The following is a 24,088-nucleotide window of genomic DNA, read 5'->3' on the forward strand; positions in this document are numbered from 1 at the left end:
CTAGGGGATTACCATGTTTGGCGCTATTGCCCGTAAGCTTTTCGGCACAGCTAATGATCGATATATCAAAGGCCTGCAAAAATACGTTGATGCCATTAATGCACTGGAAGCCGAGATCGAGCCGTTAAGCGACGACGATCTGCGTGCACGCACTGACTGGTTGAAAAAGCGTGTTGCTGAGGGTGAAACCCTGGACGATGTACTGGTAGATGCCTTCGCCACCGTTCGCGAAGCCGCCAAACGTTCCCTCGGCCAGCGCCATTACGATGTGCAGCTGCTGGGTGGGATCGTTCTGCACCGAGGACAAATTGCCGAGATGGCAACAGGTGAAGGTAAAACCCTGGTGGCCACATTGGCAGCCTACCTCAACGCCTTGGAAGGCAAAGGCGTGCATGTGGTGACCGTCAACGATTATCTGGCCAAGCGTGACAGCGAATGGATGGCCAAGGTCTATAACTTCCTGGGCATGTCCACCTCCTGTATCCTCAATCAAATGAGCGACCCGGAACGTCAGGAAGCTTACGCGTGCGATATTACATATGCGACCAACAACGAACTTGGTTTTGATTATCTGCGCGATAACATGAAATTCAGTCTGGAAACCATGGTCCAGCGCCCCTTCAACTTTGCCATCGTGGATGAGGTCGACTCCATCCTGATCGATGAAGCGCGTACCCCACTGATTATTTCCGGCCCCAGTGATGACAGTTCCGAACTTTACGGCGTTGTGGACAGCATCATTCCAAATCTGACGGAAGCTGACTATGAAATGGATGAAAAAGTAAAATCCGTTTCTCTGACAGATGTCGGTGTGGAACATGCCGAAGACTTGCTGCGCGAGGCAGGTATTCTGGAAAATGGCGGGATCTATGATCTAGCGAACGTATCACTGTTACACCACGTAAACTCGGCCCTTCGTGCGCACCATATCTTCACCAACGGTGTGGATTATCTGGTCAAAGACGGCAAGGTCATGATCGTGGATGAATTCACAGGCCGTGTGATGGAAGGGCGACGTTATTCTGATGGTCTGCATCAAGCCCTTGAAGCCAAGGAAAAAGTGGCGGTTCAGCAGGAAAACCAGACGCTGGCGTCTGTGACCTTCCAAAACTACTTCCGCCTCTATCCAAAACTGTCCGGCATGACAGGTACAGCCATGACCGAAGCGGGCGAATTTGCCGAAATTTATAAGTTAGAAGTGGTCGACATGCCGACCAATCGCGTCATTGCCCGTATCGATTCAGATGACGAAGTTTATCGGACACGCGTTGAAAAGACTGATGCTATCATCAAACAAATTATTGAATGTAGCAAACGCGGCCAGCCAACACTGGTGGGTACCGTTTCCATCGAACAATCCGAAGAACTGTCGCGCGCTTTGAAAAAGGCCAAAGTCAAACACGAAGTTCTGAACGCCAAGCAACATGAACGCGAAGCCTATATCGTTGCCCAAGCCGGTGTCCCCGGTGCTGTAACCATCGCCACCAACATGGCTGGTCGTGGTACAGACATTCAGCTGGGTGGTAACCTGGACATGCGTGTCTCCACCGAACTGGGTGACAATCCAAGCGAAGATCAGATCAAAAAGATCGAGGCAGAGATCGCAGAAAACAAGAAAACTGCATTGGAAGCAGGTGGCCTGTTTGTTCTGGGTACCGAACGTCACGAAAGCCGCCGCATTGATAACCAGCTGCGTGGTCGTTCCGGTCGTCAAGGTGATGTGGGTGCATCCAAATTCTTCCTGTCGCTGGAAGATGACCTGATGCGTATCTTCGGTTCTGAACGTATGGACGGTATGCTGCAAAAGCTTGGTCTTGAAGAAGGCGAAGCCATCGTTCACCCGTGGATCAACAAAGCTTTGGAAAAAGCCCAGCAGAAAGTGGAAGCGCGTAACTTTGATATGCGTAAACAGCTGCTGAAATTTGACGATGTGATGAACGATCAGCGTAAGGTGATCTTCGAACAACGTCGTGAAATGATGTCCACCGAAGATGTGTCTGATCTGATCAAAGACATGCGCGCCGAAGTCATCGACGATATCGTTGACAAATGCATCCCTGAAAAAGCCTATGCTGAACAATGGGATATGGACACACTGCATGAAGAAGTCCTGCGCGTCTTTAACCTGGACCTGCCTGTGCAGGAATGGGCGAAAGAAGAAGGTGTGGCGGATGAAGAAATCCGCGAACGTCTGATGGATGAAGCGGACCGCAAGATGGCCGCGAAGGTTGCCAACTATGGTGAGGAAGTCTGGCGTTCTGTGGAAAAGAGCGTGCTTCTGCAATTACTCGACACCATCTGGAAAGAACACCTCTTGTCGCTTGACCATCTGCGTCAGGGCATTGGCCTGCGTGCCTATGCACAGCGCGATCCGCTGAATGAATATAAGCGTGAAGCCTTCAACCTGTTTGAAGAGATGATTTCCATCCTGCGTGACCGTGTGATCACCCTGTTGGCGCATGTTGAACTGCAACTGGAAAATGCCGAAGAAGAACTGGAAGCTTACAACCGTCATGAAGAACAGGAAATGACGGCAACGCATGAAAATGCTTCTGCGTTGGCGAAAGATCAGTCTCAGGAATACGGTTCCGCCACTGTTCGTACCAACAAGCCGGCTGATCATATCGATCCGAACGACCCAAGCACCTGGGGCAAAGTGTCACGTAACGAGCCTTGCCCCTGCGGATCCGGCAAGAAATACAAGCACTGCCATGGTAAAGCTTCTTAATCTGAGCGCAGGCTTCCTGCTTTTCAGCACAGCTGCATTTGCCGATGGGCATTTGGTGGAAGAAGGCAAAGAGCTTTATCTCACCCATTGCGCCAACTGCCATGGGACAGATGGTTCCGGGAATGGGACGGCGGGTCAAAACCTGACCCCGCCGCCTGCTGACCTGACTGAAGCCCTTAAGAAGAAGATCATTTCAGATGAGTATCTTCTCTGGACCATCAAAGAAGGCGGACGCAACGTCCACACCCAAATGCCGTCTTTCGAGGAAAGTGGCGAGATTGACCAGAATGATGCCAAAGCCATCATCAACTATCTCTGGTCTGCGTTTAAATAAGCCCCTTACTTCAGCTTATGGAAATTCATTTAACATTTTAAAAATAAATGCTAATACTACTCTGAGATTTTTTCTAGCTCAATAGCTTACGCAGGAACATTCTGAATGCCCAAGAAGCTTACCAAGTGGTTATTTTTTAGTGTTCTTGTTTCACTTACTCCCCTGCTATTCAATGTACTGATACTAGTTTCAAAAAATAAAACATTTGATCTAAACGCCATACTAGGTAGTGGTGAATTGCTTTTGATCGTCGCAGCAATGTGTGCTGCCTCTATTGGCGAAGTTATTGGGTCGGGAAACAGACTCCAAATAGTAAAAATCATCGCAGGTGGCGCCAGTGTTATTGTTCTAATGGTCTCAGCCCTCTACTTCTCATCAATTGCAGAAGCTAAGTTGTCCCAACAGCCCATGGATGCTGATATTGTCAGCTCAACATCTATAAGTCTTTTTTTAATATCGTGCATTACTTCTTCAATCTGTATAGCTATTTCGGAGACATAATCATGGACCCCTTGTTTATTTCGAAATTTGCTATTTGGGTTTCAGCGTTTGCGGGTGTAATTAGCGCAATTGTAGCTGGCTTGTTCTATGTACGGACCCACAAAGAACAAAAGAAAAAAAAAGCTTCACTCCTAAGAGCCAATATACCTTCAGACATTTTTGATATTTATTTGTCTCCCATGTATAAGGCCATTGCATCCTACGAAAAAACAGGTGACAAGGAATCGAAGGCCTCAACACTTGGTCAAATTGCTGATGTACTTCAACAACAAGGGCAAATTGAAGAAGCTCTGCACATTTTACAAGAGGAGCAACTTCCTTTATATGAAGAACAAAATAATCTCAAATTAAAAGCTCAAACTTTTGGCCAAATTGCCAAACTTCTTTTCAAAAAGGGTCAAATTGAAGAGGCCTTGCGTATCAGATATGAGGAACAGATCCCCATTTTTGAGCGGCTCAATGACGTTAGATCAAAAGCCCTCACAATGGGCAAAATTGCTGACATTCTGGAGCAACAAGGACAAATTGAAGAAGCCCTGCGTATCCGATATGAAGAGCAGCTTCCAATTTTTGATCAACTTGGTGACCTCAGGTCAAAAGCAGCAACATTAGATCAAATAAGCAAATTACTTCTAACTATGGGTAATTACGAAGAGGCTTTGCGAGTTTTGAGGAATGAACAACTTCCTATTTTCGAATACATTGGAGATATAAGATCCAAAGCTATTGCTATGGGAAGCATTGCGAAAGCGCTTCAACAGCAAGGCGACCTTGATGAAGCTTTGCATATTATCCTAGAAGAACAAATTCCAGCATTTGAACAACTCGCCGATGAACGAGACAAAATCTCCTCACTACAACAAGTTGCAGAAATTAAAATGCAGCAGGGAAGGTGTGACGAGGCTTTGGCACTTCAAACAGAACAAATCTTACCTAGTTTGCGTAAAATCCAGGATGCTCCAAATACAGGTATGATACTGTTTTCGATCGCACAAAATCGTTTAACGAATGGCGGCCTAGAAAAAGGAGAAGCACAATTAATCTATGATGAATTATCTGAGAGTTTTCAAATCAACCTTCAACTTAATCATGCAGAAGGCATTGCTGCTTCCGGTGCGTTATTAGGACAGTTGTTGACCATGGGCGGTAACTTTAATAAGGCCCTGGAAGTACTAGAAATATCAAAAAAAGCAGCCTCAAATTTAGAATACTCTAATATAATGCAGCAAATAAAAAAACTTGAAAACCAAATACATCAAATTCAAAACAATGAATAAATCAACACTATGAAATGTAAATAAGTGCATTCACCGGATCGGCATACTGTACATCAGCCCGCCGTTGCGCCACAGCGCGTTGAGGCCACGCTCCATCTTGATCGTACTGGACATCCCCAGATGGCGTTCAAAGATTTCACCATAGTTCCCGACTGCGCCGATCACATCAGCGAGCCAGCTATCCTGTAGTCCAAGTTTGCGACCAAATCCGGGCGTCACCCCCAGCATGAATTTGACGGACCGCAACTGGCTGCGTTTCATGGCTTCCACATTCAATTTGGAAATGCCGCGTTCTTCCGCTTCGATCATGCCGAAGATCATCCATTTAACCAGTTCGTACCATTCCCGGTCGTCTTCGCGCACTACAGGACCCAGCGGTTCTTTGGACAAAGATGTTTCCAGGAAATAATAGTTGTCCGGCTTGGGGGCCGTGCCCATCACGATGGATTTAAGGGCAGAATGGTCCGCCGCATAGAGGTCGCACTGGCCTGAAAAAAAGAAATTATTCAACCCCTCGCGCGAATTAAACACCTTGATGCGGATCGGTTTGCCTGTGCTTTCCACATACTCACGCACAGTCTCTTCCGTCGTTGTGGAATTTGCCACACAAAGCGACGCCTCAATCACATCATCCAATCTCTTCACTCCAACCGATTTGTGGGCGAGAATAGCGAGATGGTCATAGAAAGTCACACTGGGGAAATCAAACCCAAGAGTTGCATCGCGGGTATAAGTCCAAGTCGTCGATCGCAACAGTACATCGATTTGTCTATTCTTCAGCGCAGTAAAACGAGTCTGCGCATTCAGTGGAACAAAGAAAACTTTGTTGGCATCCTGAAAAATCGCAGCCGCCAAGGCCCGGCAAAATTCCACTTCAAACCCGGTCCATTCACCAAATTCATCCAGATAGGCAAAGCCATAATGCTGTTCATCCACACCGCAATTGACCACACCACGCGCACGCACATCTTCCAGCGTTGTCGCCGAAGCGGAGGCAGCTATAAAAACAGATAAACAAAAAGCAACTAAAAACTTAACCATCGATTTCCAAAGGCCAACAAAACGAAACACGTACCTGACAGTATAGAAGTCAGCCAAGGTTGCAAATATACATTCTGACAATATTCGGTAATTTTTGCATATTGTGAAAACACAAAATTCAATTATTGATACTATTTTTCCACAACCTACAAATAACAAAGGTTGATTTAACAGGAAAGAAATAACCATAGCTCTTGAGTGGCGCGATCAGATGTCAGTTGGTTCAGAAATCATCGACAATGACCATAAAAACCTCCTGAACCTGATTGCGGAATATGAGAAAACCATTCAGCTGAAAAGTATCAAGCGTCTGAACATTGTCTTTCGCGAGCTGGAACACTATGCCGAAGAACATTTCAAACGAAGACCTGCAATTCAAAGCCTATGTAGATGGTTCGAAAAAATAAATTGTTGCTTTGCAGCATTTTCGCGATAGAGTCTTAAACATTCCTGAAATTCAAACCTGAATGCCAAAATGAATAAAAAATTTATCGCAGGTGTCGTTCTGCTTGTCGCTCAAATTGCAATCGTCGCCTATTTTTTTGTTGTGAACAACTGACATCGGCGCAGCCTCCATCCTCTTTTTCTCGAATCAATTGACTTTTGTCGGTTCGCAGGTTATATGGTGGGTTCAATATTTCGCACAGTTCGCGTTTCTATAGTTTCGGCGTAGCCGATTTTCCAAGTTTCTCTGTACATTGTGATTTTAATTGAACGTGTCACCGCACGTTGCGGGATGCGTAGTTTCTCTTTCCAATCAAAGGACAATGTTATGGCTGTTGGAAATGTAAAATGGTTTAACTCAACTAAGGGCTACGGTTTTATCGAGCCTGAAGACGGCGCACAGGACGTATTCGTCCATATCTCTGCTGTAGAACGTGCTGGTCTGCAAGGCCTGAATGATGGTCAAAAAGTTCAATACGAACTGGAAACAGGTCGCAACGGCAAGACATCTGCCACGGACCTGTCTCTCGCTGGCTAATTCGCACTGGTTTGACTGTCCCTGTGGAATAACCATAGGGACAGCATACTCTTTGAACAGATACGTCAGGAAGACCAATGCGCAAAACCACCCTGTCACGTGCCGAAGAACTGGCACGGATCAGCCAGGAAGAAACAGATCAGTTTCTTGAAGATAAAGTCTCGGCTGAAAATGAACGCAGTGCTCAAATTGCTAACCTGAAAGCCTTGCGCCTTGCCAAAGAGGCAAAAGAACGCAAAGCGACAAAAAAGCTGGCGAGGGCTGTGCTTAACAAATAGATAAACAAAAATAAGGAATAATATGACACAAACACAAGAATTTCTAATTAGATACGGGATCCACAACTTTGTAAGTTGCCAGAACACTGGCCCCACCCCGGTCTTTTCCATCAAATCATCGGTCCATCACAAAATGGCCCGCCATGCAAAGAAACTGATTAAAGGCGCCTATGGCGACGCCACCGACATTCGATTTGAATAGCAGGCTCACAAGTTTCTTTTCTTTAAATGCAAGATGCCCCCTGGTTTTGCCTCGGGGCTTTTTTAATGGTTTGCCTTCAACAACGATTCACATTGTAACGCCCCCATTGATATGCTTTTATGGGGCAAATCGAAGTGCCGTATCTTTGAGGGGGATAAGCCCGTGCATCAACTGCAGAAAATAGCAAACATCAATATTGAAGGGCTTGATGCCATTCGTTTGAAACCCGAGATCGAACATGAACGCAAAGTCGCCATTTTTGATCTGCTGGAAGAAAACTATTTTGCCCCCGTCGGTGACGAAATAGGCCCCTATGACGTCAATCTCTCCATCGAAGACGGCAAACGTCTGGTGCTGGATGTCTCCAAAGAAGGTGAAAAAGAAGTCTTCACCCAGATCAAGGTGCCCTTGATGCCTGTGCGCAAAATCGTGAAAGATTACTTTCTCGTTTGTGACAGCTATTTTCAGGCGATCAAAACCGCATCGCCTGCGCAGATCGAAGCCATTGATATGGGCCGTCGCGGCCTGCATAACGAAGGGTCTGTCATCCTGCGAGAACGTCTGGAAGAAAAGGTTCAGATTGACCACGATACGGCCCGACGCCTCTTTACCCTTGTTTGTGTCCTGCACATCCGCCAGTGAGGGATAAAGGGTGAGCGAGCTACCTTCTGCGATTCTGTTTTGCTGTACTATGAATGCCATCCGCTCTCCCATGGCGGAAGGGATCATGAAGCTAATCCACGGCCGCCGCATCTATGTTGATTCCTGCGGCGTACGCCTGGGTCAGGAAACGGACGGCTTTGTCATCGAAGTCATGGATGAAATTGGCGTGGATGTCACAGCCCACGAACCCAAGACCTTTGATATGCTGGAAGACAGTTTCTACGACAAAATCATCACGCTGTCGCCAGAAGCCCAGCACCATGCCATGGATATGACCGCCTATATGGATTGCGAAGTTAATTTCTGGAACACCTTTGACCCCAGCCTTGCCAGCGGCAGCCGGGATCAGCGTCTGGATGCCTATCGCGCCATCCGCGATCAACTGATGATGAAAATCAAGCGGGAATTCCCGCGCCACGGTTTGTCCGACGTCTAATTTGTTACATTTGTGAATTGACGCCACGCCCAAGAAAGGTCAATATCTCTGACCTTAAAAATCTGGGGACGACTATGACTTGGGACGATAAATTTTCAGCCGATGCAGGCTCTATTGATGCTTCGGAAATCCGTGAGCTACTAAAAATTCTGGCTGATCCGGAAATTCTGTCTTTTGCAGGCGGCATCCCCGACCCTGCCCTTTTCCCCATGGAACAGGTCCGACATTTTCGCGAACGTATGATTGATCAGCCCGATCAGGACCGCCAATTGATGCAATATTCCCAGACCGAAGGCTATGCCCCTTTGCGTGACTGGGTGGCAGAAACCTGTTCCTGTGCTGATAACACACTAAGCCGCGACAACATCCTCATCACCAATGGCGCGCAGCAGTCGCTTACCTTGCTGGCTTCTGCGCTGATTGATGCCGACACACCCATCGCGGTTGCCAATCCGACCTATCTGGGGGCCTTGCAGGTCTTTGGCTGTCGTCGCCCCAACTACATCACCATTGAAACCGATAACAACGGTTTGATGCTGGATGGTGTGGAAGCGGCTTTCAAGCAAGGCGTGAAATTCCTCTATACCGTTCCTGACTTCCAGAACCCGGGCGGCATGACCATCCCGCTGGAACGTCGCCAGAAAATCATTGAACTGGCCCATGAATATGACGTGATCATTCTGGAAGATACGGCGTACCGTGCCCTTTATTATGATGCACCACCGCCTGCGTCTTTGCTGGAAGTGGAAAGTACGTTCCTGGGTAAAGATAACTGGAACGACAAAGGTCTGGTTATTCAGCTGGGCACAGCGTCCAAGACATTGATGCCTGCCCTTCGTGTTGGCTGGACCATCGCCCCAACAGGCGTGCTGGATAAACTGGTTCTGCTGAAACAGGCAAATGATCTTCATACATCGACCGTGAACCAGACCCTCACATTCGAACTTGCCAACGCCATCATGGAACCCCATCTGGAAGAATTGCGCAACGTCTATGGGGAACGCTGCAAAGCCATGATTGATGCTTTGACCCAGAACCTGCCCAACAGTGTGAACTTCACACCTGTTACGGGTGGCATGTTCGTCTGGCTTGACCTGCCAGAAGGCATGAATGCGCGCAAACTGCTGGAAAAATCACTGGCCGAAGAAAAGATCGCCTTTGTTCCAGGAGCCGCGTTCCACGCAAACGGTGGCGGGGATAACACGCTTCGCCTGTCATTCTCCACCTGCACACCAGAAGTCATTCATGACGGGATGAAACGTCTGGCCAATCTGATCCGAAGCGAACTGTAAGGACTAAACCGAGTATGAAGCAAAACAAGCTGCGTTTTATCATCGTTCTGGCTGCACTCATGATCTTTGGGTTCATGATGACCAGCCTGACCAGCTATTACGCAGCCCATGATTCGCTCTCAGAACAAATCTCGGAAACCGCCCTGCCGCTGACCAGCAACAATATCTATAGCGAAATTCAGCGCGACCTGTTGCAGCCGATCTTTATCTCATCCCTGATGGCCCAGGACACCTTTGTGCGTGACTGGACATTACAGGGCGAGAACGACCCAGGCAGACTGGTCAAATATCTGCGTGAAATCCAGAACCGATATAACACGGTCACCAGCTTCTTTGTGTCTGAACAGACCAAAAAATATTATCATTCCACGGGTATTCTAAAAACCATCAGCGACATCGATCCGCTGGATGACTGGTATTATAAATTCGTTAATTCCGGTGAGGAATATGAAATCAATCTGGATTTTGATACGGCAAACCCCAGCAGTCTGACCGTATTCATCAATTACCGGGTCTATGATTACGCAGGCAACTTCATCGGAGTAACGGGCGTCGGCCTGTCGGTCAGCAAGGTGCAGCAACGTATCGTCACCTATCAGAAACGTTATGGTCGCCGGGTCAGTTTTATTGACCGCGACGGCACCATCATGCTGTCCAACACTGATGATTATCGCGGCAGTTCTATCCGCAAAACACCGGGCCTTGATAAAATCGCGACCAACATCCTGTCCCAACCCAGCGGGTCCTTCAGTTATGAACGCGACGGCAAACTGATCTATCTGAATTCCCGCCTGGTGGACGAGTTCCAGTGGTATTTGCTGGTAGAACAGGAAGAAGACAGCGTTAAAGCCAAAATTACCGACAATCTGATGGTCAATCTATTCGTCAGTCTGGTGATTTCCATCGTGGTCATTTTAATCGCCAACCTGACCATCAGCCGCTATCAGCGTAAACTGGAAGATATGGCAACAACGGATAAACTGACTGGTGTGCCCAACCGCAATGTATTTGACCCGATTTTTGATCAGATCAGCAAATCCGCCAAACGCCATCATCATCCGGTCTCTGTCGCCATGCTGGATGTGGATCATTTCAAAAAAATCAACGACACCCACGGCCATCTGTGCGGCGATGTGGTTTTGAAAGATATCGCCAAAATCATTCAGGAACGACTGCGCGAATCTGATACCGTCTGTCGCTGGGGCGGCGAAGAATTCCTCATCCTGCTACCGGAATGTGATGATGCGCGTGCCATAAAGATCGCCGAAGACATCCGCAAATCGATTGAAAATCGAACCATCATGCATGGGAATCTGGATTTAAAAGTCACAGCATCGCTCGGCGTAACCCAGATGATGCCTGAAGAAGCCGCCCTGCCGCTGATCAACCGGGCCGATCAGGCACTGTATCAGTCCAAACGCACAGGGCGCAATAAAGTGTCTATCACCTACCCGTCACCATCCTGATCATTGCCTAAAGACAACGCAGATGCAAAAAACTCTTGACCTGAAAGGGATTCACGACCATTTTGCCTGCCAAATCAAGCTTGTTTTATATTTAAAAGGATATATCCGTGGCCAAAGAGGACATGATTGAATTTTCGGGCGTTGTAACCGAACTTCTTCCTAACGCTATGTTTCGTGTAAAACTGGAAAATGATCACGAAATTCTGGCTCATACTTCCGGTAAAATGCGCAAGAACCGTATCCGCGTTCTCGCAGGTGACAAAGTTACTGTTGAAATGACGCCATACGACCTGTCCAAGGGTCGCATTACTTTCCGTTTCAAATAAGATCGGTTGGGACTTTTCTTTTGAGTCTCGTACTTGCATCGGCCTCTCCCAGAAGAGTCTCTCTTCTGGCGCAAATCGGCATCACGCCCGATGAGATTGTGCCTGCCCATATTGATGAGACGCCCTTAAAAAACGAATTGCCGCGAAAACTCGCACTGCGTTTGGCCATTGGTAAGGCACAGGCCATTGCCAATGATCACCCGGGCAAATTCGTCATTGGCGCTGACACGGTCGTAGGTCTTGGTCGGCGCAACCTGCCCAAACCTGAAAATGCCACACAGGCGCGCAAGTTTCTGGAAATGCTGTCGGGTCGTCGCCATCATGTTTATGGCGGCATCTGCGTTGTGGCACCTGACGGGTCCGTCAATACCCGCCTGATTGACACCGCCGTCAAATTCAAACGCCTGTCTTCTGAAGAGCTCAGCGACTATATCGCAACAGATGAATGGGACGGCAAGGCTGGCGCTTATGCCATACAGGGCTTTGCCGGCGCGTTTGTTGAAAAGATCATCGGATCTTACAGCAATGTGGTTGGCCTTTCCCTTTTCGAAGTAAAAAGCTTATTATCCGGACTTGGCTATCGTCCCTGACCCATAGGAATGACCATGTCGGACAGCGCTTACACCTTACTGATCGACCATATCCCCGGCGAAACCCGCTGGGCTGTTTTGCGTGACGATATCCTGACGAACCTGCATATCGATCGCGCAGGCACCACACAGGCCCGTGCGAACGTGCAGATCGGTGATATCTATAAAGGCCGCGTCGTCAATATCGTTGCCTCCCTGCAAGCAGCCTTTGTCGATATTGGCGGGGATCAAAACGCCTTCCTGCCCGTCAGTGCCACTTTTGCCGACGACATCAGCAAGGCCTTTCATCAGGGTGAACAAATCCTCGTTCAAGTTCGCCAAACTCCTCAAGGCGATAAAGGGGCCGTGCTGACCTGCAAGATTGATCTGAATGCCGACGATTGCGTCCTCACCCCCAACCGCCCCGGCATCAATGTCTCGCGCAAATTCAAAGACACAGACAAACGATCGGCTTTCAAGGCCCTTCTCACGGATCATCTGCCAGATGACTGCGGATTAATCGTACGCACAAGTGCTGAAAATCAGGAACCTGACGCCATCTTGCATCAAGCCCAGAGCCTGATCTCACAATGGGCTTCCATTGAAAGTTCTCAAGACAAAGCCCCCAGTCTGTTGTTAGCTGCACAAGGTTTTCTGGAAAGCCAATGGGACCGCTATAAGCACCTCTGTTTTGACCGCATTATCGTTGAAGGTCTCAGTGCCTATCAAGAAATGCAGCGCCTGACTGAACAGACTGAATTTCATAATGATGCCAGACTGCTGTTTGAAGCCGAAGGGGTGGAAAGCCAGATTGAAGAAGCTGCCCACAAAACCGTCGCGCTGCCCGGTGGCGGCAATATTGTGATTGAGCCCACAACCGCCCTTATTGCGGTCGATGTGAATATGGCGGAACGCACAGATAACCGGAACCTGGATGAAAACCACCTGCGCACCAATCTTGCAGCCCTTGATGTTCTGGCAGATCAAATGGTTTTGCGAAACCTCAGCGGGCAGATTCTCATTGATTTCATTTCGCTTAAAAACAAGAACCATAAACACAAGCTGGAACAGGCGGTCCATCAGAAACTTAAAGACAAACGCACCACCTTTCACGGCTTGACCAAACTGGGCTTGGGAGAAGTTTCGCGCAAACGGAAAGGCACAGACCTGCCAAGCCTGCTCAATGCCCCTGAAAACACCTTCTACGCCCTGTTGCGCCAGCTTTCCAAAGGCACCACACACAGGCGTGTCTCACTAGGCTCACACCTTTATGCCATTTGGATGGCCCATCCACCCACATGGCTTTCCGACCGCCTTGGCTTTGACTTGAAGCCGATAGAAGACAAAACCCTCAAGCCCCTTGCCTATCGCCTGGAGGAATAAACAAAATGACCGTCGATAAAACCGTCACCACCATGGCCCTGACCAAAGGTGCAAAATGTCCGACCTGCGGCAAGCCCAGCACGATGAAATACCGCCCGTTCTGTTCCAAACGCTGCGCAGATATCGACCTGGGCCAATGGCTGAACGAGGGCTATAAGATCGAGTCTGACGAAGAAAGTGACTTCGACGAATACGAGCCAGGCTAAGGCTGAACAGCCAGTCAATGAAGCGCTTGTTTTATTGTGACAATTTTTTTTAAAAAAGAGTCTAGACAGGCCCGTATCAAAGCTCTATAACCCCTCCCACGCAGCGGGTACCGATGCTGTGTCACATACTGGTAAGCCCGGGTAGCTCAGTCGGTAGAGCAGCGGATTGAAAATCCGCGTGTCGGTGGTTCAAGTCCGCCCCCGGGCACCATTTTCTCCAAGAAAATCAATTACTTATAAATAAAAACAAGCCTCCATCTTTGGGGGATTTTTTTTGTTTCGTTAATTGCAACGTTGCACATATTTTTTAAAGTGCTTTATCGTGCCTTTTGAAAGGTAGAAAAATCCAAGTTTTGATCAGCAGGAAGCGTTAAAACTTATATCTACCCAAAAGCTCTTTATTTTCTTCTACCGCCTCTTGATACCACATAAGGCTCCATACCCAATCTTTCTCTCTAGGCTGACAATCCAAGCAACTCTCACAATGGTATTGCTTGAAGCCTCGCAAAAATTCTTGATCGCTATGACGGTCATACAATTCAGATAAGAGATTTCCAGTTCCTTGAGCATGTCCATGCTTTAAGCAAATCAGAAGGTGCATCCCCCCAGCTGAATGCATACCAAGAGATTGAGCTATTATTCCACCAGGTCTATAATGGACAAATAAGCTCTCGCAATTCTTCATAATATCGGTTGGATCGTAATTCTTTAGTCCAGTTTCGATAATGTGGCCATACTCTGCCTCTGGATCATCAGGGTCCATTCCTAGATTTTTAGCCTTTATGGTAAAAAGAGCTTTTTGTTCTTCAATTGGTAGGCTGAAAAAGTCTCTGTTTTCTATAGTCTCTTTGACGGATTTTTCGATATGATCCAAATAGCTCTTAAATTCCGGCAAGCTTGATAAGATATAATTTCGAGCCTTTTGTCGCAGGGCATTATTTTCATGAAACTTCAAACTAATTTCCAGATAAAGCTTTTTAAGTTTGAAAACATCTTTAGTGATTAGACAATATGATAATACAAGAAACAGCGTGCTTTCATGCCAACCCTCTAAAAATTCAACAGATTCTTTTGCACCTCTAGCGGTGTGAACGCTTTGAAAAGTACCAATTAATCCACAGATATCAGCATACACCCCAGCAAGAATATCGAACTGATCATTAAGCGTTAGACGGTTACATAGATGAATGATTTTTTGCAGTGATAAACAGCAGTCTTTGTACATTTCATGAGTTTGGCTGTTAAAGATGAAGTGCTCTAAGCTGTTTTTTTCAAAATGATTAATTGAGTGATGTGTTGCATAAAGCTGATCTAATTGAAATTTGAATTTCATGCTTCGTGACTTGCCAATCGCAATAAGCCTATGAGCCTTGCTTTTCTGCTCTCGTGCAAGATGGATCAAGAGATTGCAAATCCCAAAATTCTCTTCAAGAATGTCTTTAGTCGCCTGCTTGAATGGGGCGATCTGGAATGCTTGCCAGTAATATAAAAGTGCAATGAACCTATCACTGGCGGGAACGATTGGTGATTTGAGAATCTCTGATGCAGTTTGATACAGGTCCTCAAATTTCTTATCAGATAGCAAGTTATTCAGTTTTTGATGATGTGCTTTGTAGAGTGCATCACCTGTGCTCTGGATGCGGTCCTCAAGTTTTGAAGGACTCAGTGTTGGGTATCGCTTCACTTCATTTTCGAGCCCTTTAATGGCGAGGTATCCCCAACAATCACTAACGACTTGAATTAGATTGTTCGCTAATGCCTCGTTTCTTCTCTCTAATATGTTTTCAACAGGAAGATGTATTTGGATTGTGCGATTTTGATTAGATATATTTGCTTTGCGTCTTAATTCTTCATTATTGGTCAGAGGTAGCCAGTAAACTTTCTCAGAAGAAACTTCCACCACAATTAGAATAACAGGGATATTGAACTCAAAATAATAGTTCAGTTTTTCCACTTTTAAAGTGAAAGAAAGGACCTTGCCATTATTAATGTAGTTTGAGTTCTCTTCACCCTTTATTTGAATTTTAAAAACACTATCACTGCCTAAAGCCTTGCCAATCTCATTTTTCAGCTCAATTTCACCATCAATACCAAAATCATCTTGATCTTCTTGGCTGCGGTAAATCCAGTTGTTGGGCAGGTTATATTGAAAAATCCGTCCTGCTTCTATTCCAATTTCAGTAGCATTCATTTTGATTCAGAGACCTGTTATTACATTTTGCTTTAGATGGAGAGTTTCTCAAAACGTTACACACTCTATCCTTTTATAAACTTACCTAGAAATTAGTCAGCTTTGTTATTCTTCTCTTTCCAATCCGCAATTTGCTGATCGGTGAGTTTGTGAGAGCGAGGAAAGCCGGATGTCATCGGCCTGCTATACAGAGTACCGCAGTAGGGACAATGAAGTTCTTCACGCATTTTATTACCAGGAGCGACTTCACCCAAACCTGAAACTTCAAACGGTTTTTGACAATCTACATTTTTACAAACACGTATATCCATATTTACAATTCCTTATCATTAAAATTTTCTGCTTACCTAGATTGCAGTTCTTTCTCAAGTTCAGCAGTCTTTAATTTGATCAATTCCTCAAGATTTGAGAGGTCTTGGGGGTTATCTGGTAATTGACCTCCATATCTAAGATTTTTTTTATGCTTAGATATATAAGCAATAGAACTAGCAATGTGTTCATCTGTCATTTTTGATATTGCTTCTGGCGTGTCTATCGGCCCCCATTTACCTTTGCGGTGACATAAGAATGGCCAATATTCCTCTAAATATTCATCAAACTCTTCATCACTCATACGTTTTTGATTACCCATTTTACATATTCCCTTCTTCAAACAAAACTTCGATCATATTTAGAAAATTTGTATGCTCAGTGCCATGATGTCCCTGTTGTAAAAACTCAGGAATGGTCAAAGTAGAGCTTCCTTTGCTAGCTTTACCGCCTCCGAGGGGCACACAATCCCACTCATATTCAATGTAAAACTTGCGATTTTCTTTATCTAGAACCAGATACCACCAGTATTCATTTTGCCCCATACTACCTTTCTGCCTGTAGTATATTTCTTTTCGCTGGACTGCCATTTCCTGTCTTTTCCATTCATCTAAACCTGAAGGCAATCACTGTCGGGAATCGACTTTTGATCGCCTTTACAGTTACTCAAGCTACGATTGATTTTACAAAATACACAAATTGCACTCTCTTTTCCATAAACAATGATTAGTAAGCAACAACACCCCACCTTGAAAAATCTATTCCACCCCTCAAGGGGTTCCATAGAGTTCGTTTCACTCACATTTTATAAGAATAACTCCCCCTAAATATATCGGGGAAAGGATCATCTTTTGAACTAAGCCCCTGAGCAAAAGAAAAACAGTTAGCAACGCTAACTGCTTATATGGTTCTCTGCTTAAATCATCTTCGTCACGTCGCCCTTCGCAATGTGTCGGAAAAGCCAATAAATGGAAGAAAATCAATATTCCTCACGGTCCTGAAAGGAGTGGTGCGGAGGATATATTTATTTTATGGAATGCTTGGCTAGACACAAAAAAGAAGGGCAGAGTGTCGAAGATGATTAAATGAAATCATTCATTCTCTTGAATAATTCACCTTTTTCTACCATCTGAAACAAATCTTTATATTCAAGATAACCCTTGCTTTTAGGGTCTTGAAAATAGGTTGCTAGTGATTCTTCATCATCTTGCAAAAAGCTTTGTTCTTCTGGTGTTAGAGCACCGAAAACCGAATGGAAAAGTTCATGCCTCAAGATTTCTATAGGGCTGTAAGCACTGCAAAAAGAAACAAGGATTTGATTTCTGCCAATGCAACCTCCCCCCATTCTTTGACCTTTGAAAATCAGTTTCGGTCCAAATCTGACTACCGCAGAAGGATTGATTTGATCTATTAAAAGCTGAACTCTGTCACAGAATTTTTCATCAAAAGAATAAACGGATTGCCCGATTTGCCATTCAACGCCTTTGAAACCGTTTGAATGAATAGATTGTTTAATCCAATCCCCTTGGTGATAGGTTGTTAGGTCTTTAATGAATTGCATCTTCACCCCCTAAGAAATCATCAACATCGGTCATAATTTCATCTAAATCCATATCCCCGAAATCATCACCAAAGCCAGAAGCCTTAGAAAGCATCTTAGATTCATCTTGTCTGATTTCTGGGGGTTCGGGGTCAGAAAGTAGGATACCAGCCCCAGAAGCCCCTAAAACAGCTTCTAAGAGTGACATTTGAGCTATCCAAGCGGGGATTTGATCGTCGATCTTCCAACGATCAAGCCTATCGAATGTAAGCCACGGTTCAGCACCTATATCAATTATTGTGTTTTCATCAGCTTCTAAGACTTCTTTTTCATAGTCTTTTTGCTTTTGCATGATGAAATCAAAAAAGGCTGAAAGGTGAGGATTGAAGGTTTCAATCCTTTGCCTTAGTTTGCCTTGAAGCTCCCTATCCTTGATGACTTTTAGGCAATCAAGCTGAACTCTAAGAGGTGTTTTATCTCTGATAATGCAAGACTTTTGATCGGGTGAGTTTCTGATGATCGGCATATCATTACATCCCCATTTTAGGTGTAGGGGCTTCGATTTCTTCCCTTTTGTCATTATCATTAGAAGGGTCTGGGGCTTCGGGTTTCTGTGTAAACTCTGGCTTTTTTGCTTCCCTAACTTCTCCTAAAATCTCAAGCTGTTTAGCGACTTCCTTTGGTGGCTGGTAGCTGTCGGGGTCTACTTCAACGCCTCTTAGTCTCAGCTCAAGCCACATCCTCGCTTTAAAGTCTTCTGTCCCTGACAATTCAACGGGTTCCCAGCCCTTTGCTTGAATCGCATCAGCCATTAAATTCATGCTGGCATCGTTGATATTACCATTTAAGACTATGCTGTCTTTATCTGCAAAGTCTCTAATCCAAGTGTTATCATTCATCTGGATACGAGTAGGTTCACCCTTACGGAATTGCTTAAGATTTGGGGCGTGGTGTCCCATATCTGTATCAAAATAGTCTGACAGTAACTTGGCTTTGAAGTTCTGCTTTTCTTCATCAGAATATTGATTTTTCTTAGGCTTTCTTTGTGGAGTGCCTTGCCCCTTTTTCTTAACGTAGCCTGTTGTTTTCGGCATTTCGTCTTCTTTGATTTCCTGATGCTGAACATTATTAAACTGCTTTAGATTTGCCATTTTAGAAATCTCCTTATCTAGATGGTTTGAATATTTTGTAAGTTTCTCAATAAGGACTTCTGCCTTACTGTTCTTATTGGCTGTTGCTTCGTGCAAAGCCCTGATTTCGTCTTCTTTTGCGTAGTAGGTTTCTATATCGATCTCATGCAGAGGAAGCTTTGCAACCTCCTGTCTTTCATAAGATCGCATATCAATAGAAGAAGAAATTCCTTCAAGCTTTAGCTGACGATTCACCATTTGTTCCCATTGATTTCGCCATGCTTCAACGTGTTCTTTAGAGCTAGGTTTTACATCAAGTTCGCGGGTCTTCTTGCCAAGCCCATCAGCTTCAACAACTCGCGTTGTCAACATAATATGAGCATGGATATTGCCAGATTTTGTTTTGTCATTTTCATCATGTAGAGCAAAGTCAACGGCGACTTTATGACGCTCAGAAATGAATTGAGAGAACTCCCTGACAACATTGATTTGCCCTTCTTGAGAAAGTTCTTTTGGAAGTCCTGCAAGCCACTCTCTAGCAGTTGTCGAATTGCGTCTTTGATCCTTATTTCCGGCTTCATCCCAAAGCTTTTGACGGTCATAGCACCATTCATAAGGAGCTATGATTTCACTATGCAGCACTCCCTTTTTCTTTGTGTAGTCATGAATAGAACCGTCTAAGCTATCAACCAATCGGGTGCCGGAACGGTAGGCAGAAGCCCCTTGAGGACTCCTGCCGGATTTTCTGTTGATAGATTTTAGAGCACCGAAAGCAATCATTATTCTTTAGCTCCTTCGTCTTTAGGAGCTGATAAAGAAACAGCGTTTTCTTCTGCTTTTTCAGGTGCTTTAGGACCGCTATTTTTAGGTCCCCTAGGGCTGATTTTATGCGATGCAGATTGCATAGAGTTGGTAACAACTGCATTGATTTGTTTATTGTCTTCTTGCTCCCCAAGAGAATCAGGAGTAGCCCCAAACCAACGGGTGATGCGATCGGGGAATGTCGTAGCTAGCAACATGCATTTAACTACTACGAACCAGTGCAAATATGATAGCAAGCAAAGCATGACGACAAGAACAACAGGACCAGCGAAAAAGCCTGCTGTTGAGCCTCGGACAGCATAGTAAAAGGTTTCATTTATGAAGCCATAAACAACCCCTAAAATTGCCATTCCAAAGATCAAGCCAAAGATGATTAATGATGGTCTTAGGAATAAAGAAAATAGGATTTGGTAGCCTGTTTTCTGCGGTTGGTCGATCATGTTTTGACCATCTAAACGGCAATGGACGAAAGCCCAAATTGGTCCCGCTATCAAAGCTTCTAATACCAAGACCACATAAGCTAAAGAAGCTGTCAACATAGTGATATAAGGGAGCATTGGCAGGATCAGGGCATGAAGTATCCCTACTATCCAAATCGCACCAACTAAGAACCAGAGGACAGGAAGGATAAACATAAGCCCTCCAAGCCCTCCAACGGTTGCAGAAGCAAGATTACCGGCGAGCATTCCCGCCAAGATACCGCCAGCCGTTAAGCCTTCTGCAAGCACAATTACATTGTGCCCAAAATTAGCCATAGACCCAACTGGGTTGGTGGTGTCAATTTTAGCCCATTCATAGATTTTTTCGAGCTTGCCGAACTCTAGAAACTCAAGAGCTTTAGACATTATTCCTGTGTCTGCTGGCTCATTTCTTCCAGCTTCAAGATTTGAATAATTCCCTACAAGAGCTAAATCATTTTCACTTCTCCACCAAGTTTCAAACCCTGAAAGTGATTTAGATAAAGGTCTATAGTAAGTGTGTTTTTGATCAACGAGGATTGATAAATCCGGCGTTGTCGTTGTTGGTTTCGTCGATGCACTAGCAGTAATATCACCGACAATATTAGATACTGTCAGATACCACATTCCGGCACTCATCCAGCCAGACTTTTCGGCTTGCTGTGCAAAATGGTATTTGCTTTTAGTCTGCGTTTCACTAGAAAGCTTGTTTGCAATTTCGACCATTGCAGAATCGTATTTAGATTTTATTTGCTTAATGAAAGCATTTGAAGGCATAGAGGAATAGCCTTTTTGAGCAATCAAAATTGATTGTGCTACCCCTTCAATCTCAGGAAGTAGATTGTTGATAACTTCGATTTGCTTTTCTTGGATTTTGGAAGTTTCAGCTACAGTGTAGTAGCCTTTTTCATCTTGAAGAATTCCAACCCTGATAGATACCTTTCCGCAAATTCCATTATCAAAATTATGTAGCTTTGCTGAAACATTGTACTGAGTTGATTGAATGTCTGTGACGTTTCTTTTTGTCTGACTTGGAATGATCGGATAATCAATTTCTTTAGAAAAGGGGCTATTCGTAATCCCCCCGATTTGGATACCTTCATCAAGCTCAACCGCTTTTAATCTGCATAACTCCATCTTTACTAGGTCATGAATTATGTCATCAGAAGTTTGCAAATTCGGGGTAGTGATATGTCCAACCTGGGCGATATCTTTTGCAAAGGTTGACCAGACTTTATCACCTAAATCTATTCCCCATAATGCAACTTGCATCACGGCTAATTGAGCCATACAGAAACCATTAAAGACGGGAGCAAGAGAACCAATTCCAAGAACTGCTCTAACTGGTGCCCAAATCTGGTGCCACTGCTTTCCAAGAACTTGACCTTCTTGAGCTGTGTTCACGATGCCAAGCAAAACGTGAAAGCCAATCATAAAAGAAGCGGCAATCAAGATCGTAGAATTGAAAGTCTGAAAAGCACCACTAAGTGCTGTCGTTTCATTCATTGGAACAATGGCTTCAAGCATGGTCACAGCTAGATTATTTATTGAGCTTGCTGAATCGAATACACCTCCAAAATTATTCATGTTTTGTTCCTCCTGATTTTGGAGGCAAGCCGATAATTTTTCGCTGTGTTTCTCTTGCTTGTTTTAAATTTGTTACCGCTGGGTTTTCATCATCAGAGTAGCTAGAAGATGAATTTATTACGGGGTTAAAAGTAATAGGCTTGCCAGCTTGAAAACCTGCTGGTGAAAAATCCGGTTTTATAAGATCGGTTGCACCATTTTGTGCAAAGAAATTTGCAGAAACAAACATGACAGCTAACATCAAAGCGATACCGTCAATTGAACGTGAGCGATATGTCCATTTTGCCTTTATGAAGTCTGCTTTTGAGACTCCTGCAACATTGATAAATTCGGCAATGTCAGTGCTTAATTTAAAAAGGGCTTCTCTGATTGTAACGGCGTGAAAAGCTGTAAGTCCTTGGGGTAATCTTCTATCGAAAAACGATAGCCAGATAGCTCCCTTTATCTTCTTATTTTTTAAAACTTGGACTAGCTCTTTTATCGAACCGCATTCGCATAAAAGCTCGCCCTGTATTCTTACATTCCAAAGATCAGAAATCCCGTTTTGTTCGATTTCAATAATGGTTTTTTTCATTATTCATTCCCCCAAGTTTAGTGCTTCGCAGAACACAGACGCAAACCAACGCAGTGCCAGTTTGCTAAGTCGTGTACTTCCCTATTAAGGTAACTAAAGCTTTGATTCTTGCAAATATCAAGTTTTTAATATTCAATAGTTAGATAATATTAACTATAAGGATTCAAATAATGACAAATAATGTTGACAAACGATTGCAAGATGCACTTCAAAAAAAGAGGAAAGCTGTTATGAATCTTAAAAGAATTCAGCAACAAGTTTCTAAAGAACAGCGTGCGAAGGACACACAGAAGAAAGTTTTATTAGGATTTTGCGTTCTTGAAGCAATGAAATATGATGAAAACTTAAAAAGATATATGGGAAAGCTATTAGATAAGCATCTCACAAGAGATAGAGATAGAAAGGTTTTCGATCTTGAGCCTTTGAACGGCAATGAACCTCAAAATGGGGTGGCACAATGATACAGAAAAATGAAAAAAGGTCACTGAAACGGCTTAAAACGTACACTATTTTTGCAATAGCAATGTTTGCCGCATTAAATCCTGTTTATGCTGCTTCTTTTGATTACGAAAAGCCGATGCCGATAAAAGCAAAGATCGTGCAAATCGGGGCAGGAAATGAAATTCGAATTCATGCCCTAACATGGCTCAATGATGTTAAAGTTACTGATATCTATATCAGAGAACTTGATAACAAACTTTGTGTTCGATCAGCTCTAAAACATGCAATAAGTGATAATAAGCTTGGTGATATTATTCTTTTGACAGACTTAGAGCCGAATTTGAAAAAAGGTGGATTCTATGCAACCGTTTTTAGATATAAAGATCATATAGATTTCAAAGAAATCTATGATGATTTCATGAAAAACAACTCAAAAGAATGTAAATTGAAGCTCCCGAAAAATTAGGGAGCTTTTTATTAGTCTTCAATCAGAATCATATTGTTTTGATCTGCTTGCATCAAATCATGCATAAGATCAATAATCCTTTTTTCGATACCAGTTCCTCGTAATTTTGATGTTACGTTAATCAAAGTTTGAATTGATTCCATCTCTTTACTAGATAAGACAATTTTTTTCATTTTAAGATACTCCATGATTAAATATGATTCCGTAGATATATAGATTTAAATACTTCGATTTCTATATGTCTTTAGATATATGCTGCTGCATAAAAAGTATGAAAAGAAAACCCCACCTTCGAAAAGATGGGGTTCCTTGTTGGCTTTATTCTTCTTCAAGCTCTTTGAGCTTAACTTCGTTCTCTTTGCCGTATTCCTTGAATACTTTTTCCATCAGAACAAACAGAGCTTCCTTATGTTCATTGAATGCAAATTCGAATTTGAATGCTGCTTGTTTTTCTTCTTCAAACCATTTGATGCCGAGCCGTGTTGAAAATCCGGCGTGTAAAGCGAAGTAAGTCACGGCTTTGTCAAACTCATTTTGAATTGCATCTAAAAGCTTGAGTGAGATACTTTCTAGCTCAGCTAAAGACAATTCGTAGAATGAGAGCGTGAGTGTAGTATCTACGTTTCTTCTCTTCGCTTCTGAAAAGCTGGCGTAGTATTCAATCACTCGCTCTCCGCTGTTCTTTTGAAGCTTTCCTGAGTCTTGCATACCTTTTTCGAACACTCGAAAATGCCATGTTCGTTTTCGAGAGGGGAGAGTAAAAGGATTTTCCACACCTTCTGATGCATCAACAGCTTCTTGATAAAGTGCTTCTGCATCAGAAAGATACTTCTTTGGAACTTCAATGCCTTGATATAAGACGGTTTCGAGATTTGTCATTAGATTG

30 protein-coding genes and 1 tRNA gene are annotated in these 24,088 nt (G+C 44.2%); 19 read left to right on the forward strand and 12 right to left on the reverse strand.

Annotated elements, in window-relative coordinates:
* Nucleotides 1-13 precede the first annotated feature (13 nt).
* From secA to RYZ26_RS17065, 4 genes are all read left to right on the forward strand, one after another.
* On the forward strand, nucleotides 14-2,728 hold the full coding sequence (gene secA / locus RYZ26_RS17050) for a preprotein translocase subunit SecA (RefSeq protein ID WP_317684455.1): 2,715 nt from the start codon (nucleotides 14-16) through the stop codon (nucleotides 2,726-2,728).
* Nucleotides 2,712-3,062, forward strand: coding sequence for a c-type cytochrome (locus tag RYZ26_RS17055; protein ID WP_317684456.1), 351 nt, complete (start codon nucleotides 2,712-2,714; stop codon nucleotides 3,060-3,062). The genes secA and RYZ26_RS17055 overlap by 17 nt, the downstream gene beginning before the upstream one ends.
* 105 nt (nucleotides 3,063-3,167) lie before the next feature.
* Complete coding sequence (locus RYZ26_RS17060) at nucleotides 3,168-3,563, forward strand: hypothetical protein (protein WP_317684457.1); 396 nt, start codon at nucleotides 3,168-3,170, stop codon at nucleotides 3,561-3,563.
* A 2-nt stretch (nucleotides 3,564-3,565) separates the two neighbouring features.
* The gene (locus RYZ26_RS17065) at nucleotides 3,566-4,840 is read left to right on the forward strand and encodes a tetratricopeptide repeat protein (protein ID WP_317684458.1); all 1,275 of its coding nucleotides are present in this window, start codon (nucleotides 3,566-3,568) and stop codon (nucleotides 4,838-4,840) included.
* A 30-nt stretch (nucleotides 4,841-4,870) separates the two neighbouring features.
* On the opposite strand, the gene RYZ26_RS17070 is transcribed toward RYZ26_RS17065, so the two are convergent.
* Nucleotides 4,871-5,881, reverse strand: a complete 1,011-nt coding sequence (locus RYZ26_RS17070; protein WP_317684459.1) for an amino acid ABC transporter substrate-binding protein — start codon at nucleotides 5,879-5,881, stop codon at nucleotides 4,871-4,873.
* Between the two features lie 211 nt (nucleotides 5,882-6,092).
* Here RYZ26_RS17070 and RYZ26_RS17075 point away from each other — a divergent pair, with 211 nt between their 5' ends.
* The 13 genes from RYZ26_RS17075 (at nucleotide 6,093) to RYZ26_RS17135 (ending at nucleotide 13,895) form a co-directional block, all read left to right on the forward strand.
* The gene (locus RYZ26_RS17075) at nucleotides 6,093-6,317 is read left to right on the forward strand and encodes a hypothetical protein (protein ID WP_317684460.1); all 225 of its coding nucleotides are present in this window, start codon (nucleotides 6,093-6,095) and stop codon (nucleotides 6,315-6,317) included.
* 336 nt (nucleotides 6,318-6,653) lie between these two features.
* Entirely contained in the window at nucleotides 6,654-6,863 is a 210-nt protein-coding gene (locus tag RYZ26_RS17080) for a cold-shock protein (protein WP_317684461.1), read from the forward strand.
* 77 nt (nucleotides 6,864-6,940) lie between these two features.
* Nucleotides 6,941-7,141 (forward strand): hypothetical protein, encoded by a 201-nt coding sequence (locus RYZ26_RS17085; protein ID WP_317684462.1) that lies wholly within the window; start codon nucleotides 6,941-6,943, stop codon nucleotides 7,139-7,141.
* Between the two features lie 22 nt (nucleotides 7,142-7,163).
* A complete protein-coding gene (locus RYZ26_RS17090) occupies nucleotides 7,164-7,343 on the forward strand; it encodes a hypothetical protein (RefSeq protein ID WP_317684463.1) in 180 nt (59 codons plus the stop codon).
* 162 nt (nucleotides 7,344-7,505) lie between these two features.
* Nucleotides 7,506-7,985 carry a UPF0262 family protein gene (locus RYZ26_RS17095; protein WP_411576880.1) on the forward strand — a complete coding sequence of 160 codons (480 nt, stop codon included), beginning with the start codon at nucleotides 7,506-7,508 and terminating at the stop codon, nucleotides 7,983-7,985.
* A gap of 10 nt (nucleotides 7,986-7,995) precedes the next feature.
* Entirely contained in the window at nucleotides 7,996-8,442 is a 447-nt protein-coding gene (locus tag RYZ26_RS17100; protein ID WP_317684464.1) for an arsenate-mycothiol transferase ArsC, read from the forward strand.
* Nucleotides 8,443-8,516: 74 nt separating this feature from the next.
* Nucleotides 8,517-9,734, forward strand: coding sequence for an aminotransferase-like domain-containing protein (locus RYZ26_RS17105; RefSeq protein ID WP_317684465.1), 1,218 nt, complete (start codon nucleotides 8,517-8,519; stop codon nucleotides 9,732-9,734).
* 14 nt (nucleotides 9,735-9,748) lie between these two features.
* Complete coding sequence (locus RYZ26_RS17110) at nucleotides 9,749-11,200, forward strand: sensor domain-containing diguanylate cyclase (protein ID WP_317684466.1); 1,452 nt, start codon at nucleotides 9,749-9,751, stop codon at nucleotides 11,198-11,200.
* A 107-nt stretch (nucleotides 11,201-11,307) separates the two neighbouring features.
* Nucleotides 11,308-11,526 (forward strand): translation initiation factor IF-1, encoded by a 219-nt coding sequence (infA, locus tag RYZ26_RS17115; RefSeq protein WP_317684467.1) that lies wholly within the window; start codon nucleotides 11,308-11,310, stop codon nucleotides 11,524-11,526.
* 20 nt (nucleotides 11,527-11,546) lie between these two features.
* Nucleotides 11,547-12,116, forward strand: coding sequence for a Maf family protein (locus tag RYZ26_RS17120; RefSeq protein WP_317684468.1), 570 nt, complete (start codon nucleotides 11,547-11,549; stop codon nucleotides 12,114-12,116).
* Nucleotides 12,117-12,131: 15 nt separating this feature from the next.
* A complete protein-coding gene (locus RYZ26_RS17125) occupies nucleotides 12,132-13,478 on the forward strand; it encodes a ribonuclease E/G (RefSeq protein ID WP_317684469.1) in 1,347 nt (448 codons plus the stop codon).
* Nucleotides 13,479-13,483: 5 nt separating this feature from the next.
* On the forward strand, nucleotides 13,484-13,684 hold the full coding sequence (locus RYZ26_RS17130) for a DNA gyrase inhibitor YacG (RefSeq protein WP_317684470.1): 201 nt from the start codon (nucleotides 13,484-13,486) through the stop codon (nucleotides 13,682-13,684).
* A gap of 135 nt (nucleotides 13,685-13,819) precedes the next feature.
* Nucleotides 13,820-13,895: transfer RNA gene (locus tag RYZ26_RS17135), tRNA-Phe, on the forward strand.
* A 159-nt stretch (nucleotides 13,896-14,054) separates the two neighbouring features.
* Here the strand turns inward: RYZ26_RS17135 and RYZ26_RS17140 are convergent.
* The 9 genes from RYZ26_RS17140 to RYZ26_RS17180 form a co-directional block, all read right to left on the reverse strand.
* Nucleotides 14,055-15,875 carry a DUF4365 domain-containing protein gene (locus RYZ26_RS17140; protein ID WP_317684471.1) on the reverse strand — a complete coding sequence of 607 codons (1,821 nt, stop codon included), beginning with the start codon at nucleotides 15,873-15,875 and terminating at the stop codon, nucleotides 14,055-14,057.
* Between the two features lie 92 nt (nucleotides 15,876-15,967).
* Nucleotides 15,968-16,186: a hypothetical protein gene (locus tag RYZ26_RS17145; protein WP_317684472.1), complete on the reverse strand. Its 219-nt coding sequence runs from the start codon at nucleotides 16,184-16,186 to the stop codon at nucleotides 15,968-15,970.
* 32 nt (nucleotides 16,187-16,218) lie between these two features.
* Nucleotides 16,219-16,506, reverse strand: coding sequence for a hypothetical protein (locus tag RYZ26_RS17150; RefSeq protein ID WP_317684473.1), 288 nt, complete (start codon nucleotides 16,504-16,506; stop codon nucleotides 16,219-16,221).
* 1 nt (nucleotide 16,507) lies between these two features.
* Entirely contained in the window at nucleotides 16,508-16,774 is a 267-nt protein-coding gene (locus RYZ26_RS17155; RefSeq protein ID WP_317684474.1) for a hypothetical protein, read from the reverse strand.
* A 491-nt stretch (nucleotides 16,775-17,265) separates the two neighbouring features.
* A complete protein-coding gene (locus RYZ26_RS17160; protein ID WP_317684475.1) occupies nucleotides 17,266-17,745 on the reverse strand; it encodes a hypothetical protein in 480 nt (159 codons plus the stop codon).
* Nucleotides 17,732-18,250 (reverse strand): hypothetical protein, encoded by a 519-nt coding sequence (locus tag RYZ26_RS17165; protein WP_317684476.1) that lies wholly within the window; start codon nucleotides 18,248-18,250, stop codon nucleotides 17,732-17,734. The genes RYZ26_RS17160 and RYZ26_RS17165 overlap by 14 nt, the downstream gene beginning before the upstream one ends.
* Nucleotides 18,251-18,254: 4 nt before the next feature.
* Nucleotides 18,255-19,634, reverse strand: a complete 1,380-nt coding sequence (locus tag RYZ26_RS17170; protein ID WP_317684477.1) for a MobA/MobL family protein — start codon at nucleotides 19,632-19,634, stop codon at nucleotides 18,255-18,257.
* Entirely contained in the window at nucleotides 19,634-21,721 is a 2,088-nt protein-coding gene (locus tag RYZ26_RS17175; protein ID WP_317684478.1) for a DotA/TraY family protein, read from the reverse strand. The genes RYZ26_RS17170 and RYZ26_RS17175 overlap by 1 nt, the downstream gene beginning before the upstream one ends.
* Nucleotides 21,714-22,295, reverse strand: coding sequence for a hypothetical protein (locus RYZ26_RS17180; protein WP_317684479.1), 582 nt, complete (start codon nucleotides 22,293-22,295; stop codon nucleotides 21,714-21,716). Before RYZ26_RS17180 ends, RYZ26_RS17175 begins: the two co-directional genes overlap by 8 nt.
* Nucleotides 22,296-22,465: 170 nt before the next feature.
* On the opposite strand from RYZ26_RS17180, the gene RYZ26_RS17185 reads away from it, so the two are divergent.
* Entirely contained in the window at nucleotides 22,466-22,756 is a 291-nt protein-coding gene (locus RYZ26_RS17185; RefSeq protein WP_317684480.1) for a hypothetical protein, read from the forward strand.
* Entirely contained in the window at nucleotides 22,753-23,202 is a 450-nt protein-coding gene (locus RYZ26_RS17190) for a hypothetical protein (protein WP_317684481.1), read from the forward strand. Before RYZ26_RS17185 ends, RYZ26_RS17190 begins: the two co-directional genes overlap by 4 nt.
* A gap of 11 nt (nucleotides 23,203-23,213) precedes the next feature.
* Here the strand turns inward: RYZ26_RS17190 and RYZ26_RS17195 are convergent, their stop codons facing one another.
* Entirely contained in the window at nucleotides 23,214-23,375 is a 162-nt protein-coding gene (locus tag RYZ26_RS17195; RefSeq protein WP_317684482.1) for a hypothetical protein, read from the reverse strand.
* Nucleotides 23,376-23,520: 145 nt separating this feature from the next.
* Entirely contained in the window at nucleotides 23,521-24,081 is a 561-nt protein-coding gene (locus RYZ26_RS17200) for a hypothetical protein (RefSeq protein WP_317684483.1), read from the reverse strand.
* Nucleotides 24,082-24,088: the final 7 nt, after the last annotated feature.

Source organism: Terasakiella sediminum (assembly GCF_033100395.1).
Lineage (GTDB): Bacteria > Pseudomonadota > Alphaproteobacteria > Rhodospirillales > Terasakiellaceae > Terasakiella.